General features: G+C 34.3%; 16 protein-coding genes, 1 tRNA gene and 1 pseudogene. 10 read left to right on the top strand and 8 right to left on the bottom strand.

The annotated features are described in order from the left end of the window. The first annotated feature begins 10 nt into the window (after positions 1 to 10). The 4 genes from ACJZL1_RS00575 (at position 11) to ACJZL1_RS00560 (ending at position 4,187) form a co-directional block, all read left to right on the top strand. Complete coding sequence (locus ACJZL1_RS00575; RefSeq protein ID WP_320109925.1) at positions 11 to 850, top strand: polysaccharide deacetylase family protein; 840 nt, start codon at positions 11 to 13, stop codon at positions 848 to 850. After that, positions 805 to 2,382: a penicillin-binding transpeptidase domain-containing protein gene (locus ACJZL1_RS00570; RefSeq protein ID WP_419247269.1), complete on the top strand. Its 1,578-nt coding sequence runs from the start codon at positions 805 to 807 to the stop codon at positions 2,380 to 2,382. Before ACJZL1_RS00575 ends, ACJZL1_RS00570 begins: the two co-directional genes overlap by 46 nt. Positions 2,383 to 3,029: 647 nt before the next feature. Next, a complete protein-coding gene (locus ACJZL1_RS00565) occupies positions 3,030 to 3,206 on the top strand; it encodes a hypothetical protein (RefSeq protein ID WP_419247268.1) in 177 nt (58 codons plus the stop codon). 24 nt (positions 3,207 to 3,230) lie between these two features. Continuing rightward, positions 3,231 to 4,187: an IS5 family transposase gene (locus ACJZL1_RS00560; protein ID WP_264735368.1), complete on the top strand. Its 957-nt coding sequence runs from the start codon at positions 3,231 to 3,233 to the stop codon at positions 4,185 to 4,187. 244 nt (positions 4,188 to 4,431) lie between these two features. Here the strand turns inward: ACJZL1_RS00560 and ACJZL1_RS00555 are convergent. Beyond that, positions 4,432 to 5,528 (bottom strand): annotated as a pseudogene (locus ACJZL1_RS00555) (IS3 family transposase). 66 nt (positions 5,529 to 5,594) lie between these two features. On the opposite strand from ACJZL1_RS00555, the gene ACJZL1_RS00550 reads away from it, so the two are divergent. After that, complete coding sequence (locus tag ACJZL1_RS00550; protein WP_419247533.1) at positions 5,595 to 6,377, top strand: Rpn family recombination-promoting nuclease/putative transposase; 783 nt, start codon at positions 5,595 to 5,597, stop codon at positions 6,375 to 6,377. Here ACJZL1_RS00550 and ACJZL1_RS00545 read toward each other — a convergent pair. The 7 genes from ACJZL1_RS00545 to tldD all read right to left on the bottom strand — a co-directional run bounded on the left by ACJZL1_RS00545 (position 6,369) and on the right by tldD (position 16,954). Beyond that, the gene (locus ACJZL1_RS00545; protein WP_419247267.1) at positions 6,369 to 8,111 is read right to left on the bottom strand and encodes an ankyrin repeat domain-containing protein; all 1,743 of its coding nucleotides are present in this window, start codon (positions 8,109 to 8,111) and stop codon (positions 6,369 to 6,371) included. The two genes, ACJZL1_RS00550 and ACJZL1_RS00545, sit on opposite strands and share 9 nt — an antisense overlap. A 278-nt stretch (positions 8,112 to 8,389) precedes the next feature. Then, a complete protein-coding gene (locus ACJZL1_RS00540) occupies positions 8,390 to 8,860 on the bottom strand; it encodes a hypothetical protein (protein ID WP_265026338.1) in 471 nt (156 codons plus the stop codon). Between the two features lie 755 nt (positions 8,861 to 9,615). Continuing rightward, a complete protein-coding gene (locus ACJZL1_RS00535) occupies positions 9,616 to 12,006 on the bottom strand; it encodes a hypothetical protein (protein ID WP_419247266.1) in 2,391 nt (796 codons plus the stop codon). Beyond that, positions 12,003 to 13,358, bottom strand: coding sequence for a hypothetical protein (locus ACJZL1_RS00530; RefSeq protein ID WP_265026341.1), 1,356 nt, complete (start codon positions 13,356 to 13,358; stop codon positions 12,003 to 12,005). The genes ACJZL1_RS00535 and ACJZL1_RS00530 overlap by 4 nt, the downstream gene beginning before the upstream one ends. A gap of 107 nt (positions 13,359 to 13,465) precedes the next feature. Then, complete coding sequence (locus ACJZL1_RS00525) at positions 13,466 to 14,287, bottom strand: hypothetical protein (RefSeq protein WP_265026342.1); 822 nt, start codon at positions 14,285 to 14,287, stop codon at positions 13,466 to 13,468. Positions 14,288 to 14,447: 160 nt separating this feature from the next. After that, positions 14,448 to 15,035 carry a hypothetical protein gene (locus ACJZL1_RS00520; protein WP_419247265.1) on the bottom strand — a complete coding sequence of 196 codons (588 nt, stop codon included), beginning with the start codon at positions 15,033 to 15,035 and terminating at the stop codon, positions 14,448 to 14,450. A gap of 500 nt (positions 15,036 to 15,535) precedes the next feature. Beyond that, complete coding sequence (tldD, locus tag ACJZL1_RS00515; protein ID WP_419247264.1) at positions 15,536 to 16,954, bottom strand: metalloprotease TldD; 1,419 nt, start codon at positions 16,952 to 16,954, stop codon at positions 15,536 to 15,538. Positions 16,955 to 17,016: 62 nt separating this feature from the next. On the opposite strand from tldD, the gene ACJZL1_RS00510 reads away from it, so the two are divergent. The 5 genes from ACJZL1_RS00510 (at position 17,017) to ACJZL1_RS00490 (ending at position 19,766) form a co-directional block, all read left to right on the top strand. Next, positions 17,017 to 17,101, top strand: a tRNA-Leu gene (locus ACJZL1_RS00510). Positions 17,102 to 17,170: 69 nt separating this feature from the next. After that, the gene (locus tag ACJZL1_RS00505; RefSeq protein WP_265034409.1) at positions 17,171 to 17,662 is read left to right on the top strand and encodes a hypothetical protein; all 492 of its coding nucleotides are present in this window, start codon (positions 17,171 to 17,173) and stop codon (positions 17,660 to 17,662) included. Positions 17,663 to 17,743: 81 nt separating this feature from the next. After that, on the top strand, positions 17,744 to 18,127 hold the full coding sequence (locus tag ACJZL1_RS00500) for a hypothetical protein (protein ID WP_265034410.1): 384 nt from the start codon (positions 17,744 to 17,746) through the stop codon (positions 18,125 to 18,127). Positions 18,128 to 18,279: 152 nt separating this feature from the next. Further along, positions 18,280 to 18,987: a uroporphyrinogen-III synthase gene (locus tag ACJZL1_RS00495; protein ID WP_265026346.1), complete on the top strand. Its 708-nt coding sequence runs from the start codon at positions 18,280 to 18,282 to the stop codon at positions 18,985 to 18,987. After that, a complete protein-coding gene (locus ACJZL1_RS00490; protein WP_265026347.1) occupies positions 18,987 to 19,766 on the top strand; it encodes an exodeoxyribonuclease III in 780 nt (259 codons plus the stop codon). The genes ACJZL1_RS00495 and ACJZL1_RS00490 overlap by 1 nt, the downstream gene beginning before the upstream one ends. The last annotated feature ends 22 nt before the right edge of the window (positions 19,767 to 19,788 follow it).

Raw genomic sequence — 19,788 nt, 5'->3', positions numbered from 1 at the left:
TGATTACAAAATGTTTATAAGGATAATAACTTTTCTTTTGCTATACTCAAGCGCGGTTTTCTGTGGTGATTGTAATTTTAATTTACCATACTGTGGGCTTAGTTGTAATCTGGATCTATCATATAGAAATTTAAGTAATATAAAAAAATTGTTGAATAACGACGATAAGTTTGTTGTGCTTACGTTTGATGATGGACCGTCTAACAATAGAGTAAACGATATTATTAATGTTCTGGAAAGCTATGAAGCAAAAGCAACATTTTTTGTGCTTGGTGAACGTATAAATGAAAAAACGTCTGAAATAGTAAAGAAAATTCATGAATCAGGTCATGAGTTAGGCAATCACTCTTGGTCGCATAGGAAGTTGACATCACTTTCAAGTGAGGAACAATTGCAAGAATTGGAAAAGACAAATACAGCAATTAAAAATGTAATAAAACAAGATGTAAAATGGTTTCGTCCGCCATATGGATGTCATGACGATAATCTGATTGAAAATACTGATCAATTAAATATGTATTCAATATTATGGACAGTTGATTCGCTAGATTGGCAAGGTGATAAACCAGAAGCTTTAGTTGAAAGAGTTTTAAGTAATGTACATAATGGAGCAGTTATACTGTTTCATGATCACAATAACAGATCAAACACAATTGAAGCTTTACCTCATATTATTAAAATACTAAAAAAATCAGGTTACAAATTTGTTACCTTAAGTGAGTGGGAAAAAAGGGTTTGTAATACGGTAAAAGCCAGAAGTGTAACAATAAAAGAGGGGGGAAAAGTGCGTTTTGAAGGAATGTTATGTGGACAAAAAACAAAGTCTTTAACCGCAGAGCATTCATATTAGGCGGTATTCAGCTTACCATTTCCGCTGTTTTTAGCTATAGGTTATATAATTTACAAGTACGAAACAGACAAAAATACGAAACGCTGTCTAATAACAATAGGGTACGAATCACCACTATTATGCCTCAGCGAGGCAAAATTTTAGATAGGAATAGCATTGAACTTGCGATAAACAAAATTTCGTATGTTGTTTTGTTTGATGGTTCTGGTAAGGAAGTTGATTTGCAAACATTATCAGAAGTCGAGTCTAAAATAGCAAAATCGTCAGAAACAAAAGTAACTGCTCTTTATAAACGTTATTACCCGTTTGGTTCAATATGTTCTCATGTAATTGGATATACAAAAAGACAGCAAGGTATAAACGAAGTAGGAATCAGCGGTATTGAATATACATATGATCATATATTGAAAGGCAAGCCAGGAAAATCTGAGCAGGAAATAAATTCTAAAAAACGCGTCATAAAAGAATTATCAAGCATACCACAACAAGACGGACAAGATGTACAACTGACAATTGATATTAATCTGCAAGAGAAAATCGCAGAGGTATTTAAAGATCACCAGGGCTCCGCAGTGGTAATTAATGTAAATAATGGAGAAATTTTAGCATTATATAATTCACCTTCTTACGATAATAATCTTTTTGCTAGCAGATTATCAAATGAGACTTGGGAAAGCTTGAATACTCCTTCATTACCACTTGTGAATCGTGCATTGTCGTATCAAATTCCACCTGGTTCAATATTTAAAGTAATAGTTGCGCTTGCGGGTTTAAAAGACGGGATAATCACACCAGAAGAGAAATTCTCGTGTAAGGGCTATATGAAAATAGGTGAGCGGAAATTTCGTTGCCTGAAAAGCAAAGTCCATGGATATGTATCTTTAAATGAGGCAATGGCATTATCATGCAACACTTACTTTTATAACATAGGAAAAAAAATAAGTGTAGACTCTCTAGTAGAAATGGCCAGAAAATTTGGTATTGGAAGTGGGCCAATGATTGGAACGTTTAAAGAAGAAGCTCCAGGATTGTTGCCCGATAGAGATTGGCGCGCACGAAAGCTATATTCGCAGTGGTATTTAGGTGACACTATCAACCTAGTTATAGGACAAGGGTATATACTTACAACACCACTGCAGCTTGCAGTTCTTTCGGCAAGGCTTGCAACAGGAAAAGAGGTAATTCCCCGCATTGAGATGAGTAAACCGATACAAGATTTTTCCGATATTGATGTGAATCGTGAGCATCTTAGCATAGTTCGAAAAGCTATGTTTGACGTGGTGAATTCTAAAACTGGAACCTATAAAAAAGGGCTAAGCGGTATACAAATTGCCGGCAAAACCGGTACACCAGAAATAAACTCTAAGGGCGAAAGTCATAAGTTATTTATCGCTTATGGCCCTTACCATAACCCGCGCTACGCAATCTCTGTGTTTATAGAACACGGCAAAGCCCCACGCCAAGATGTTGCTATAGCTAATGAGATATTTCAGTATATGCTTGAAACTATGAGTATTAGACTTCTTGCATAACCATATAACAAACTTTTATTGGGAATAGAAACGAAAAAACTTACTTGACACCCTTTGCCAGCCCCCTTATCATGAAACTGAAGGTATTCAGTTATCTTCATCTGTGCAGATTAAACAGCAAGAAAACAACGTAGTTGGCGTCTTATTTTTAATTTTTTGCACTATGTGCACCTTATGTCTTCACAATATTTCTAGGTTTTTACCTATATAAGCTGAAACGCGCTTATAAGTCGTTTAAGACAGTATAGTACGCCAATTTGCAGGATTAGAGAGTGAACACTAATTACCACGGGGTTTCTTTTGCCTTTTTTTCTGCTTAGTAAATTTCTTAAACATTTAAACAAAGGTGAGTTGCATTTAAAAGCAGCTAAATTGCAGTGTTTAAGACTTAAAAAACGCCAATACTGAAAATAGACAATGACCAGGGTTTCTTTTGCCTTTTTTTTCATTTGGTAAATTTCTTAAACATTTATGGCTAAACGACAACCGTCATCCCGCTGCTTGTTAGCGGGATCTCTTGTTAGCGGCTGAGATACCGCGAATGAATCGCGGTATGACGGTTAAGTAGGGTGTCATTCCAGTCTGGGCACTGGGATGACAAAAAAGAGGCTACTTGGATGACACCCTGACAATCGTCATCCCGCTACGTGTTAGCGGAATCTATGCTAAGAGATACCGCGAATAAATCGCGGTATGACGGTTCGTGGTGGGATGACGGTTCGCGGTGGCATGACGTAGGACTGCTGTCATTCCAGTCTGGAATGGCTTTGTTGCATAGCAACCGAAAAAATCTGGTGGCTACTGACAAAATTCATTATAAATAACCATTTAACTGTTGAAGAAAAAATATGCCACAGAAAATGAAAGTCAGTAACCAAAACGAATATAACAAATTCCTTGAAAAAAGGGGAAATATTTTTCGTTACATCGATGAAGCTATCGAAAATTGGTATGAAAATAGTCCAAAAATGCAGGGCGGCAACTATATTTACAGTGATAAAGTCGTAATTTTGGTGCATATAATTGTCAATCTTTTTAGAATTGGTTTAAGACAAACGGTGGGGTTTATAAAAGGATATCTGCAACAAATAGGAAAAAATTTGGCAGTTATCAGCTATTCACAAGCATCAAGAAGGTTTAAAAAACTTAATATTAAGATAAATGATTGCAGGGTTGATAAAAGCAACATGGAAAATATTGAAATTATCATAGATAGCACAAGTATCAGCATTTACAGTAACACTCCTGGCCACAGTAAGGAAAACAGTGCAGATAGAAAGTACCGAAGCTACGAGCAAGTAAGAAAGTTACATGTTATGTTAAGTGTGAATAGTAAAAAAGCTATAGCTGCAAGATACAGTAATGGCGTCTACTCTGACCACTATGGAGCTTGCGATTTGCTTGAAGAAGTTAATTTTCAGCACAAAATAAAAGCATTATATGCAGATAGGGCATACGATAGGCACAAACTTTATAAATTGTGTAAGAAATACGATATAAAGACAAAAGTTCTACCAAAAAAGGATGCAGCAGAACATTCAAAAATAGATTATATGTCTGACAGAAATGCTGCTATTAGGTTAATAAAATTATATGGACAAGATGGTGTAAAAGAGTGGAAAAAGGAAGCAATTTATGGAAAGAGATCTTACATAGAAGGATTTTTCTCAAGGTTGAAGCAAGTATTTGGATTTAGCTTTAGGAATAAATCTGAAGTAAATCGTGAAAAAGAATTACTAATTAAGTGCTATTTGCTCAACAAATTCACTGATATTGGTATGGCTAAATTTGAAATCATTACATAAATTTGTCGTAAACCATCACTGCTTAAGGTGCTATGCAACAAAGCCGTCTGGAATCCAGCTTTTGATCGAAAATGTTGTATAGTGCACAATCAATTTTTCTGGATTCCAATGTCTGGGCACTGCCGTCTTGGATGGAAACCAGTGTCAGCTACTTGAATGACGAGAAAGGAGCTACTTGGATGACAAGAAAGTGGGCACTGTGACCTTACCCAGAAAAAGTAGAGAGAAAGTTAAGACGATTTTGTCATGAGAATGATGCATCAAATTGTGCAGGAATGCAATAGTTAATAGTAGAATGTCTACGTTGTTTGTTATAAAAGATTTCTATGTATTCAAATATGGCAGTTCTAGTTTGTTGAGCAGAATGTTGAGAAGTATCAATAAGCAGCTCCCTTTTGAGTGAACTGAAGAAGCTTTCTGCAACAGAATTATCGTAACAACAGCCCTTATGGCTCATGCTGGAAATGATGTTTTTTGTATTCAATAGAAATTGGTAATTTTGAGAGGTATACTGTGACCCTTGATCGCTATGTAACAGTAGATTTTCAGGGGGTTTGCGTTTGTTAACAGCCATAAGCAAAGAATCCACAATTAATTGTTTTGTCATTGTATGACTCATTAACTACCATGCGTGAGAATTATTGCTGCCAACAACCTTCCTTGGTTTTTATATAAGTAATCCCATACTTTATTTGGTTGCTCAGTGATAAAATTTTGATCTAATATATTAGGAGCAATAACCATATTATTTGGTTGTTTTTTAGTTTTAAATCTTCGTCTAAGTTTGGCTATAATGTCATTTTCCTGCATAACATTTTGCACTGTTTTGATGTTATAATTTTTGCCTAAAGCTTTTATGGATTTTAGGGGCTCCATATCTGCATTTAGATGCTTTTTTTGAATCTCTGCTAGAAGTCCTTCCCTTGCTAATTCTTTATTGCTTTTTTCTTTAGCAATCCATTTATAATAACCACCAGCACAAAACCCTGCATAGTTCCTGTATTTTATAGCAATTTCTATGCTCTTTTATAAAAGAATATTTTACTCTTTTTCTTTGGCAAAATATCCCAGGGCTTTTTTTAAAATGTCTCTTTCTCTTCTTACTCTTGCTAACTCTTTTTTTAGATCAAATCTTTCTTTGTCATAAGGAGCTAGTTTTCCTTTGCCTGGAAATGCGTATGCTCCAGACATTTTTCCATCATATTTTCTTACCCATTTACTTAACATACTGCCATCTATACCTAGATCTTTTGCTATTTTTGTACTTGTTTGACCTGTTTCTTTAACCAGCTTAACAGCTTCCAATTTAAATTCTGCTGTATATTCTCTTCTATTTGTCATATTACACCTCTTTGAAAAAACGTTTTATTTTACTCCAAAAACGTCTTAACTTTCTCTCTACTTTTTCTGGGTAAGGTCACTATTCAAGACCCTGATATTGCTGCTAAAAAGCAAAGTATTGTTGACGTTCTCTGTAGAGATGAAAATGGGGTGCAAGTGATCGTCGAGATGCAAGTTGCTAAAACTAAAGGCTTTGAAAAACGTGCCCAATACTATGCTGCTAAAGCTTACTCAAGGCAAGCTGATAAAGGTGACCAGTATCATAACCTTAAGGAAATTATCTTCATTGCTATAGCAGATTGTGTACTGTTTCCTAATAAATATGAGTACAAATCAAAGCATACTATTCGAGATGAAGACACTAATGAGCATGATCTAAAAGATTTCTATTTTATATTTATTGAGTTGCCAAAATTTCCAAAGAATAAGGAAGATCAGTTGGAAAATATAGTTGAAAAATGGGTTTATTTTTTTCGATATGCAGATGAGACTAGTGAAGAAGAGCTGGAAAAAATAATAGGTAGTGATGTAATAATTAAAAAGGCCTATGAAGAGCTAAATAGATTTAACTGGTCAGAAAAAGAATTTATTGCCTATGAACAGGAAATAAAACGTATTCTTGATGAACAGGCTGTCCTCGCTCAAAAACTTGATGATGCTACTGAAAAAGGTAGAGAAGAAGGCATCCTAATCGGACGTGAAAAAGGCAGAGAAGAGGGCGAAAAACAGGCTAAAATAGCAGTGGCTAAAAACCTACTTAAAGCTGGCGTATCTATCAACTTGATAGCTGAATCTACTGGTCTTCCTCAAGCTGAAATTGCACAACTCAAGGAAGAAATATCACAGTGATCTTTGTAGCTGCTTGTCTGCTGTTGGATCATTTAAACAGGTTCTAGGTTTATCATCTGCTTTTCCTGGCAACTGACTCTCTGACCGGCTAATATTAACAAGGGAAACAGCAGCAAGTATAGAATTAATTGTTCCTTTAACCAACTGTTCTAATAAAGGCTTGCGTGTTTGCTCTGCTTTTTCAACTTCACGTTTTGAACCTATAAAAGGAATTACTTTGGTTGCTTGTACCACTTCTTCTACATTCTTGCCATTTTTCAAGTTATCGAGATATTCCCTAGCTGTCATACTTATTTCTTTTTTATCTATTAGATCCTGAAACTTTTTGCTACTTAAATTCATATCAGCATTGATAAGTAACGATACACCACCTTTTACATCAATTTTAGTTCCAAAGTCATATAGCTGAACTCTAGATAATTCTTGACCATTAATCTTAATAAGACCAAGCTTCTTATCCTGCTCTGCTAGAAGTTGACGCTCTGTTTTTATTTCTTTTGTCAGAACTTGCTTATCTTCATCAGGTAGTTGATTATTAGCTCTAGCAACATCAAAGTGTTCAACAAGTAAGCCCTTTTCTTCTACTTTATAGCCAGCAAATTCCACTGCTTTTTCTGCAACTTCCATAAGCTGATCAACACTTTTTAACCCAGAAACAAATGCTACATTGCTATCAAAATAAGCATAATTACTACCAGTTCTATAAATAGCAACAACATGATTGCTTGTTACTAAATGAATAGCAAAATTACCTTTAATTTCAGCTATATCACTTGATAAATCACTGAATGTTTTGTAGACCTTATTATGCATTAAGTTTGAAGGTAGACTATTTGTAGCAGAATCTAACTGCCTTTCAAAATTGTTAAGCAATTTACTAAAAGCAAAAACTTCTCTTTCTTCCCTTTTAGATATTTGTTTACCCTGCACTATACGCTCATAAATTTCAGCCGAAGTTTCTAAATTACTTAAAAATGATTTGTTATTCTGTAAGGATAAAGCTTGAGATAAGCTACGTGTAATTGCAGTACACTTACCATTAATTTTAACATTCCTTGCTTCAAAAGAAGGCAAATAAAGACCTTGTTTTATTGATTTAATTAATGCACTTTGGAAATTATGTGATACAAATTGTGATAAATGTAAATATGCTTTTTGTTGTTCTTGACAAAATTGTATTGAACACCCAGGACTATCATCGTAACCGTACTCCCTTCTCACATGTTCCGTTCTCTGGTAGTGAAGAGATCCGGGTTGTGCCCCTCCTGCCGCTGCTTCCAATCTTCTCCGTCGCTCTCCGTCATATACTGGCGCTGGAGCATTTGCCGCAGCTACCACTCCTCCTACTACCAACCCTGTTACAGCTAGTGGCACTACTCCTATTGCACACACTCCCGCAATTAGTCCTCCTACTATCACTCCCCCTACCGTCATTTGTGCTGCTACTGCTAAACGAGACTCACCTCCTAAAAGTTCTCCAACTCCCGGATTAATTTCTATTTCAGCCCAACGTAATGCTGTTCTACCATTATTATCTACAGCATTAGTAGCAGCTCCATTATCAATCAAAAGCTTTGCAACTTCTCGTTGACCCTTTTTAGCAGTCCAATGTAATGCTGTCATACCATTATTATCTACAGCATTAATATTAGCTCCCCTATTAAGGCATTTTTTGACCTCACTAAGATTACCTTGACCTGCAGCATCAAGTAATTTCTGATCAATTTCTCTCATAAACCCTCCAAATAATACTAGCCTTTACTTTACACAACAAAGTTGTCACTAAATCATGTAAACTTGTTACCTGTAGCACAAATATTTTTGATTGCAACAAGTTTTTTTTGGAATCGTTATATCAGCTACTAACACGAATTCTGGATTAAAGGGGAATAGAAAAGGCAGGAAAGTAGGGTAAACTCAACAATTACAAAGAAAATAGATGAAGTTATGCCTGGAAGATATAACTTAGAAAGATAACAGAAAAGAAACCTTATTTAGTTATCTTAAACTAGTTATCCTTTCTCTTTTGAAGAAAAGCATTCACTAACTTTTTCAACTATAGGTGATATAATATGCTTATTCACTTTTTCAACTATTGGGTCAATAACATAATTTGTTACAAAAGCTCCTGCAATAAATGCAGAGACCCCTATCACTGCACCTGTTAAAGCTGTGGATCCAGCTCCAATCATTGCACCTGGAAAAATAGCAGCTGCAGCTGCAGCAAGACCAACTCCGATTGTAACGCTTGCAAGTGCTATAGTACCGAGACAAATAGGAGAGATTTTAAGATCTTTCTCCTCAATAGGATCTTTTTTACAACAAATAAGACAAATTGCAAGCAGCGCTGGAGCTATGGAGCCAATAATTCCTCCTATTACTAAAGGTGATAAAGCTGTAAAACTCAATCCCAAACCTACAAGCGCTCCCATTGCTGATGCTACACCACAAAATTTTAAAAGTGCTTCAATGTTTTCATTCATACGACCTCCTGAAATTTAATTGATAACAATAACTTTTTTGAGGATTAAAGGTTCCTCTATTGATATAATATAAATTAATTAGATAATCAAGCTAATTAATTCTCAAATGATTTTGGAAACAAGAGCGGGAAAATGGGTTCGCACTGCTATTAAGTTAAGGAAAAAGTGATAAACTGACCTTGTTAGGAAAAATAGCAAAAAAGTTAAGAATATTTTTTACAAAAAGGACAGTATCAATAAAAAGGATCTCATTCTGTTTGAAGTATAAAATTATCATAAATTTTTCTGTTATTTCCAAATAAATTACTGTTAATTTCTTAAAAGTATTAATAAAAACTTAAATAATCCGACCACTCTCAGCAACCAAAACCAAATTTCGTGAGAAGTGTTTTTTTTGGAATCAGTTGGTCTACCGCTTGTTCTGTGCGAACTTTACTATATAATAATTTTATCATACCACAAAACCAGCCATTTTAGCCTACTTTTGTCTTATTTACATATGAATTAAGTTGCTTAGCTTTGTTGCAACAATTTTATGTTTTTATTTTCACAACCCTATTTTTACGCAACGCGTTCTCACAAATATACGTACTATTTTCACGTTTTTGAAGAAAGTAAATATTTAATTTTTTTGCGACGCTAATAAACTTGTGTTTTTATAAAAAGTAATTTTTTGATATTTTCTATGGTAGAAAGGATATATAAAATAATATTTACAAATTTAAACCTTTCACACTATAGAAACTCCAAAACTCTTATTTCCTCCAAGAAGGTCCTGCAACTGGAGATTCAATCTCTATATCCTTCAACGCACTGAGAGGTAATTCTCCATTTTTTAGCTGCAATAGTAAGCGTTCATAAGCTTCATTTTTTGCTTCTGCATCTTGAGCTTTTGCTTCTGCATCTTGAGCTTTTATTTCTGCTTTCTTTCTTTCCTTTATTACTACCAATAATTCCTTTTTATCTACCTTTTTCTTGTTTTTTTGTAACTCTTCATATTTTTCTTCTTCAGTTTTAAACCTATTCTTTAAATCTTCATATTGTACATTTAAATTCTCAATATCTTCTCGTTGCTTAGCTGACTTACACTCGCTTTTTAAGTGTTTATATTCATGACATATGTTTATATATTCACCTGCTAAACCTTTTTGACTATCAGTATTGTAATCCAAGACAAGACACAATTTAGTTCCTAACTTAACCATTCCTGACACTAATTCATCCTTTCCTTTCATAAAATAGTATCTTGATACTTCCTTATAACTTGCAGGTTTTTCTGTTTCCTTAGATAGGTAAACCAGTAGATTTTCCATTATTTCTTTCTCTTCTTTTAATTCTAACAACTTTTCTTGATATAACCTTAGCCTTCTTTCATCTACAAAAGTATTAAGTTTCTCTTGCTTTATTTTCCTTTTGCACCTATCTATATGATCTTGATTCCACTCATAGCGAACTTTCCATTTTTCTGCAAAATCTACCTTGCCTGCACATACATCCTTTAAATAGCTAATTTCTCTCTCATATCTCTCTATCATTGGATCATACAATGGTACAAAATACTCTACTAATGATTTCATTCTTTCCTTTTTTTCTTTCAGACACTTTTCTCTTTCTTTAATTCCCCTCTCATCATTTTCTATCTCATTATCCAGATCCTCTATTTCCTCTTCTTTTATTCTCCTGTAGTTTTCTTCTATGTCTTCCAGCTGCTTCTTTTTCTCTCCATGCAACAGTTTATTTTGTCTTAACACAATGTATTCTCTTGCTAACTCCCTATATTCAACTAATATTTTATCTTTTTCATTCAAAATACCTGCTTTTTCGCTTCTATAATTTTCCATTTTAAATGAACATGGTGACCTTTGCCAATTAAACCTTTCATCCAAAAGGCTATATCCAAAATCAGCACCCTCTGGCCCAATTTTAGAGAGAAGATGATTATAAACTGCTAGCGCTTTTTTTCCTCTGTCTTCTAAGATGTGGTGTAAATTCCTCTCTTCCTCCTCTCTTATCTCTTTTATTTTTCCTATTCGCCAAGTTAGGAATTCATCTAACTGACACGAAGTGTAGAAACAATCAGTATATTTTTCAAAATCCTCAAGTATTATAAATATCGGATTGTTAATATTCTCATTAATCAATGTAAAAATCTCTTTGGCTTTTTCGTGCTTATTCCTATCTGGGTGATATTGAAATAGCATTTTCTTTAGCACATACACTAACTCAACATTATAATCACCCACCAACTCTAATAAACCGAGCGATTTTAAAACTTCTCCTAAAGTTGCCTTTTCGTAATCTATTCCGCTTAATATTCTGTACAAATTTTCAACGCTTTCGTCTTCAGATATTGCTCTATTTTCATAATCAGAAGGAACAACTTTCCAAAAAAACTTCTTCGTTTCATTAAATAGAATACTATACCTATACTGTTCTTCTTCATCGATCTTTATGCTAGTATATTCTCTAAGACGAGATACATGTACTTCAAATTCATCATTAGCTATCTCCCCACTACGTAATGCCTCTACATATTCCAAAAATCTTTTTCTTATCTCTTTATGATTCACAAGTGTTGTTGCAAGAAGGTGCTCTTTATACTCTTTAAAGGCTTCGCTACTGATACCATGTAAATATGTTACATGCATCTCAAACTCTGAAACATCTACTAACCCTCTTATTGACTTAACATAACCTGAATACCCTTCATTCCTTGGATGACTCAACATAACTTTCTCACTATACATTTCAACATATTCTTTAATTCTATTTGCAAAACATAAGTCAAGTAAACCTGGCCACCAAGAATACCCAGCATACCAAGAAATGGCAGACAATACTGCCCAACCCGATAGAGCTAATAATTTCTTTTGCCCATTGAGCTGAATACATAAAACCAGCGACCCTAACCAAAAAGAAAAAATTAATGCTCCTGCTTGCCAAGCAATAATCCTCCTTCTGCTTGCATAATAGGATACATCACCATGTAGGAAAGGTGCTATCTTTTGCTTGCCAAACTCATCAAATAACTTACCTACTTCTACGTAACTACTTGGAACATAATCACTTTGCCACTCAAGTTTTTTGTATAGAACATCTTTTAGCTTTTTACGTTCTAAAAACTTTATAAACTCCTTTGTTCTCATACCTGCCAAGAAGGACCTGCAACTGGAGATTCAATCTCTATATCCTTCAACGCACTGAGAGGTAATTCTCCATTTTTTAGCTGCAATAGTAAGCGTTCATAAGCTTCATTTTTTGCTTCTGCATCTTGAGCTTTTGCTTCTGCTTTCTTCCTTTCCCCCTTCTCTTCTTCTGCTGTATTACCTTTATCCTTAGCTACTACAGTTTGACCAGTGCTTTTACATGGTTGATCTGGCTGACTAAGTTCATCCATATATCTCATTCTATTACATATGATATCTCCAGCAAGTTCACTAAATTTAATAGATTTTGTATTGAAACAAGATGCACTCTCACTACTAACCTTCTGTGCATTTTCAAACGCTGACAAAACACTTGATAAATTAACCCACTTTTCCTTATTCTTTTTTATATTTGCTATTTCTGCCTCTATCTCCTTACACCTTTCCTTAAATATGTCACTTCCTGCTACTACAGAGTGTTGTAAACACTCTAAAAAAACTTCAAACATTTTTGTTGCTCTGCCTAAGTCTTCTTGTGCTATCTCTAACTCATTCTGAGCATTTCGTCTTGCATTCCATGGTCTACCTACATCAACTGCAGTATAAGCTAAACAAGCACCAACATACAAAGCAGCATATACTAAACTATACCATGGTATAACAACCATAGGAACTAGTGCAGCCCATTTCCATGAAGGTTTTGTGTATTCTTCTTTCTTAGAGTTGAACTTCTCTTGTAATTCATATAGAACTTTTTGTTTTTGCATGACTTGCTCTTTGATAATCAACTTACCTTTATCACATTCTACTAAAGAATCTGCAGCTTTTTTGGTTACAGTATTGTCAGGTGAGGCGTCACTAATTTCCGCAAGAGTAAATATATCTTCCACTTTAAACTCTTTAAAGTTTTCTACTGACTGTGAAGATCCTTCTACAACAAACTCATTCAATGTTTGAATATCTAGGTTTAAGCGTAAACTTGCTTTAATTGATGGCATATCGCTATATAACTTTCTGATCACTAAAAAACCTGGTTTCTTTAGGATCTTCTCATCTAATCTTTCCCTCACTTTAATTTTTGTTTTATCTTTGTTTTCTTTTTCTAAATTAATATTAGCGCCATTGCATATCAATAACAGTGCACTATCTTGTTTTCCTTGGCTAACTGCTTCTAAAAGCATGTCATTTAGAACATCTTGTTCTGCTTTCATAACTTTATCTGGCTTAATTTTGTTAATTATTAGCTCAAGTATTTCTTTAAACTTGTTGTCACATTTGTTGATTTCTTCCTTTAATCTTGCATTTACTTCTTCTACAAGGGACTGGTAGTCTAACTTACAGCTGTCTACCAATTGATCCATCATTATATCTTGTAGATAATCAAATTGCTCTTTGCTGCATCTATCGCTAATAATCTCTTTTAAAAGACGTGATATAACTTCCAGAGTAAACCGATCCCTTAGTTTTCCATAAAAAAGGATGCTCTTCTTATATCCTTAGGAAAACCTTCATGTAATACGTGACCTTTTTTCTCTTGAGCTTCTTTTCCCACCACACTTATCAGTTCATTATACCACTCTCTCAAAAAAGAACGATCTTTTACTTTTCCTAAAGAGTTCTTATATTTAATAATTTCTCCTTCTTGCTCTATAATTCTTCTTCTAAGAACACTTAATTCTTCACTAATTTCCTTTTTTTGCTCCAAACTTCCAAAAGAATTTCTCTCTATAATCCTTTTCACAAGGTTTTTTGATTTATGAACAAATGTGTCATACATTTCAATTATTTGCCTTGTATCCATAGAGCATAGGCTACTTATTTCAGTATTACGTATATAACTAATAAGGTCCTGATCTGAAATTGATGAGCACATATAATCAGTATTACAAATAGAATCATAACTTTTATCCCCTTTATTAGTTATAGGAAGTAACATATTCATTAATAATTCCTTTCTTACATCTTTACTGATATCTGAAACTAACTTAGAATGTAAATTTGAATTTGTATTATCACTAATGCATAATGCTCTACTTTGCTCTTCTATATCCTCCATTATCATATTATCTTTATACTGCTTTAAACACCTTTCTTGTACTTTGTACTCACCATGAAGTCTTGTATTCATGATATTAATTTTAGTAATTATGAAACTCGAGTAGTATTGTAAAAGCCCAATCGGATTGCGAATACCAATGAATGCTTGTAGTAGTTTTAGATCTTCTGTTCTAATTATACTCTCTACTTGTTCTTCAAATGACTTATCAAAAAAACTTGGCATATTACCTCTCTAGTGATAAATTAAGCATACCTTAACTATCATCAGATTACAAGTCAACAACTTTTTTTTTGCATAAATTTTTAATTAATTTTGAGTTAAAACTTGACCATTTGTTGAAGGCATTCACCATTGTGGTTCCGTATAGAAGAAATTATCTTGTTTATATTGCCTTCAAAGGAGGATGAGCAGTAATCGATTGTTCCTCTACTTTCTCGAGCTTGGTGTTGGGATTTATGATATTGTACAGCGCAAAACCTATACACGCTAATCCAACTATCCACCCAATCACCGCTATAGCATACATTTTCAATATATAAGCTACAACACTACTGACTAGTAATGCTGCACCAACACTACCAGCCAGAATTGCTTGCGTTGTTAATGGTTTTTCTCTTTTATCTGTAGCATTATCATCAAAACGAGGTTTGGGAGATAGGTCATTGGAAGCATTTGACTCTTGTTCATCAGTCTTCACTGAAGTTTGCTGAACTTTTTCGCTGTTTTCACATATAGGCTGAAAACCTTCACTACTTTTATTGACATCTTCGCATAATCTGGTGTCAGTATCAATTACAGGTTTATGCTTCACATCAAAACTACATACTTCAGTTACCATTTCACATGCGTTAGCCGGTGTCTCGATATTACCGATTATAGAAGCAGTATCCTGGATCAGACTCACACTTTCAGCTTTGCCTGTTACAACCTGCTGCTCTATGGTTGTTTTCTCATTAAGAACATCTTCCAAAGGTTTCTTGGCTTCTGCTAAATCTGCACTGCTAAAAACGTTTGGCTCTTGTATAGCAGCTTCTTTTGCGGCAGTGCTATTTTGAATTTTTTAGCAATACTTTTCCATATTTTTTTCGGTGTTTTCATGATGTTTCTCCTTACTGTTAAAATTTGTTGACTTAATTGTGGTAGTTAAAATAACAACCCGGCTCAGTTGCCTACCACATAAACTTGGTTCAATCAAAGATGTCTTGCTATTTTTTCCTCGTAAAAATTTAGCTTATCTTTTACATCTAAACAGCATTAACACGATTTGGCTTTTTGTAGATGAGTAATTCTCTAGGGATTATCCTATTGAATTCTATGATATTATTTTTTGTAACATTGTTATACACGTCATGATAAGGGGGCTGGCAAAGGGTGTCAAGTAAGTTTTTTCGTTTCTGCAGGCTACTTGGATAACGGCTACAATGTTTGTACAATTGTACGTCATGCGCTGGAATCCGTTTTAGCCCTTATCTATATCTCAGTTCCACCAACAGTTATTGCGTCGACTTTGAGTGTCGGCTGACCAACTCCAACGGGTACATTTTGTCCATCTTTTGAGCATGTGCCAACACCAGGATCCAACTTTAGATCATTACCAACCATAGATACTTTTTTCAACACTGTTGGACCGTCACCAATTAGTGTTGCTCCTTTGACTGGCTGTGTAATTTTACCATTTTCTATTAGGTAAGCTTCCGAAGATGAAAAAACAAATTTTCCTGACGTTATATCAACTTGCCCACCACCGAAATTTACTGCATACAGACCTTTCTTTACGCTAGATATTATTTCCTCCGGTGTATGTTTTCCAGGCAGCATATAGGTGTTTGTCATGCGCGGCATAATAACTTCTTTATAACTTTCTCTTCTACCATTACCGGTTGGATTTACACCCATGAGTTTAGCGTTCATATGATCCTGCATGTATCCTTTGAGGATCCCATTCTCTATCAATATATTATAACTGGGTGGAGTGCCTTCATCGTCTACGCTGATAGAGCCACGCAAATTAGGCAGAGTTCCGTCATCAACTACTGTGATGTCACTAGCCGCTACTTGTTTACCCACAGAATTTGAAAATGCTGAAACTTTTTTACGATTGAAGTCGCCCTCAAGTCCATGACCCACGGCTTCGTGTAACAATATTCCTGGCCAGCCTGGACCTAAAACGACTGTCATTTCTCCGGCTGGAGTTGGAATTGCTTCAAGATTTACCAGTGCTTGTTCTAACGCTTGGTTTGCAACTTCTTTCCACTTTTTCTCAGAAATAAACTTACTATAAGAGTCCCTTCCACCATGCCCTGCAGAACCTCTTTCGGTACGACCATCTTTTTCTACAATGACTAGCACATTGAAACGTACCAGAGGCCTGATATCGCTTAATCTGTGATCAACTTTTATTATTTGTACGACTTGCCATTCTCCACTTAAAGTTATTTTTACTTGCTTCACGCAGTTATTTTTGGACCTTACATACTCATTAACCTCATTGAGTAGTTTAATCTTTGAATTCAGATCCATTTCATTTATGGGGTTAATCCTCGAATATAGGCTTGTCGTCTCTTCGTTTAAATTTATTGAATTTGTCTTGTTTAAAGACACTGAGCTTTTTACCATAGAAGCAGCATTACTAATTTCTTTTTCGCTAATCTCAGAAGAACAAACGAAAGATGTACTATCCTCACAAAAAGACCTTAAACCAAATCCCCTTCTAGTATTCAAGTCCATGTGTTTTAATATGTTATCCTCAAAAAGCAGGGACTCCGACTGGCAAAATTCTAGAAACAGCTCACCACCATCGCTATTGCTCAAAGCGCTATTGACTATTTTATATACGTTATTAATATTAACATTGTTTTGAGCGAAAAATATTTGATCTAGATTTGGCATTACCTTTGAACTAAAAATTGTTTAAGTATATTATTTAACTTTAACATAGTAAACTATAAAAAGCCCGGGTGGCGGAATTGGTAGACGCGCTAGCTTCAGGTGCTAGTAACTTTTTAAGTTGTGGAAGTTCAAGTCTTCTCTCGGGCACTCTTAGCTTCCATATTGCTTGTTGAATTAATTAATGCTACAATATAAGTATTAGGTAATATTTATGCTATGTATGGTGAAAAAGATAAGTTAGCCTACAGAAAGAAGGTACGAACTTACTCGAAACGCTTAGTTACTGCGCTATCTACTGTCCTTTTTATTGGATATATAGCAATATTAGTCTTTAATATTTCTGGGCTAAGTGTACATTCTGCCGCTCTTAGTATCACACTAAGTGCAATTTCACTTGGCTTAAATTTATGGTCACGTACTGATCACTTTCGAAAATGTGAGCTTAATAAGCAGCTTGGTGTAGAAAACTCTCCTGGACAAGAAAAATTAACGAAGATCTATCTTGATATAGTATCCAGTGTTTCATTTCTAATAGGAGGTATTGCATCTATGTCGCTTTTTGAGTCTTCTGTTATCTATTTTGTTTCTACACCTTTTTTTATTTTAGGTTGTGCTATTATGGCAACTAATATCATTCGGACTTTGATCAGCAAACCACAGGCAGAAAAACCTACTGATAACCTCTCTCCAACCGCAAAAGCAGTTTAAGTGTTAACAAGTTAACTTATTTGACTTGTATAGGAATATTAGCTATAATACTAATAGTTTAATAATAAAAGAGGTTAGTATATGGATTTTTCAAACAGTCACCCAGATTTTTTTGAGGATAATGCTCATTATGTAATATCTGAATATAATAAGGATAATCCAGATCTGATAGATCGTAGTGCATATGTAGTAGAACGTGATGAATATGAGAATTTGGTATTCAAAAACTTATATACATATATATGTTCCGATGGAAACGTACATAAAGATATAATGCTTAATCCAAAATCTTTACAAATAGAAGAGAGGATAGAAGATAGCAGAATCAAAAAGTGTTATACAAATAACTATAAGATAGATAATGGAACTTTATCTTTAGATGAGAGAGAATTAGTATTCAATATAACTCCAGGTGAATGGAATGATTCAACAGAGTTCAATGTAATTAGCATTAAAAAAGTATAAGTGAATTTAAAGCTTAGTGGTAAATAGGGGACTGAGTATCCTTATTTCAACATCAATTACTTGAATAGTTGCTCAAGCCATCAAAATAAAAATTTTTATTCAGTAATTTGTGTATAAAGGGTACTATTTTACTAGTAGTGAAATAAATCAGAATGAAGTCTATTTTATTAACGAGGCCTTTATTGGATTCGTTCAATACAAGAAATATATTGAGAAAGTATGGATACAAAGTTTTTATAGAACCAGTATTCACAATAAAGTACTTAAATCCTGATATATCTGCGTACGAATTTGACGTTGTGATATCTACAAGTAAAAACAGTGTAAAGGCTTTTAGTCAAATATGCAAAGTGGATGACTTTCCGATTATTACAGTTGGTAATTCAACCATGCAGGCTGCAAAAAATTTGGGATTTTCTGATATAATCTCAGCAGACAGCAACGTTGATGGTCTGATATCATTCATAAAAGCTCACTATTCAAGTGCAATAAAGTTCTTATATATAAGAGGACAAGAAGTATCATGTGACCTAAAAAAGAGATTATCTGAAGAAGATTTTAACGTAAGAGAAGTTGTACTCTATAAAACAATTATTAAAAGGAGTCTAACTAATAGGTGTAAAAATTTACTGTTGGATAGTAAAATTGATAGTGTTGCTTTTTTTTCCTCACAGACAGCAAGGGTATTTTGTTCATTAGTTCTAAAAAGTGGGCTATCTCATGTGATGAATAATACAGTTGCATATACCATGAGTAAAAACATTGCTGATAGTTTAAAGTTAATCAAATGGAAAAAAATTATAACATCGAGGTTGCCTACTGGGGAGAGTTTAATTGATATAATTAATAAGGACTGTTGATGCTAAAGATTGCAACTTGGAATGTAAACTCCATACGTAAAAGAGTTAACCAACTTTGTAGTTTTATAGTTGATAGTCAGATAGATATAGTTTTGCTGCAAGAGATAAAATGTACAGAAGAGCAATTTCCTTATGCAGAGATAGAAAAGTTAGGATATGAATATGCTATCTATGGACAAGTTGCAAGAAACGGCGTTTGTGTTTTATCTAAATATCCGATACTGGAAAAATTAAAAATTGATGTTGTAGAGAGTCATCAAGAAGCACGTTATATAGAGTGTGTGATAAAGCATACCAATAGTAAGATAAGGGTAGGAAGTGTATACGTTCCAAACGGTCAAAGCCCGGACTCTCACGCATTTGAATATAAACTCAAGTTTTTTGATAACCTATATGAAAGGATGAGCACTTTGTTAAAGAATGAAGAGTTAACTATTATAGCTGGCGATTATAATGTTGCACCGGATGAAATTGATGTCTTTGATTCAAATTTATTGAATGGCCAAGTGTGCTTTCATATAAAAGAACGTGAGAAGTTAAGAGCAGTCTTGAATCTTGGGTTTAAAGACGCGTTTAGAATATCTCACCCAAATTTGCAACAATTTACTTGGTGGCATTATCAAGGCAATTCACTCAGAAATAATCAAGGAATGCGAATAGATTATATGCTGTTATCACCACAAGCTGTAGATAAATTGGAAACATGCTACATAGATGATAGATTGCGTAAGCTAGAAAATCCGTCTGACCATACTCCTGTTGTATGTGCTATAGAATAATAGTAGACCTCTTACACAACTC

The sequence above is a fragment of the Wolbachia endosymbiont of Rhagoletis indifferens genome, from assembly GCF_048537595.1.
In the GTDB taxonomy this organism is placed as follows: domain Bacteria; phylum Pseudomonadota; class Alphaproteobacteria; order Rickettsiales; family Anaplasmataceae; genus Wolbachia.
The sequence above is the reverse complement of the archived record's forward strand: the minus strand, read 5'-3'. Positions and strand labels throughout refer to the sequence as shown.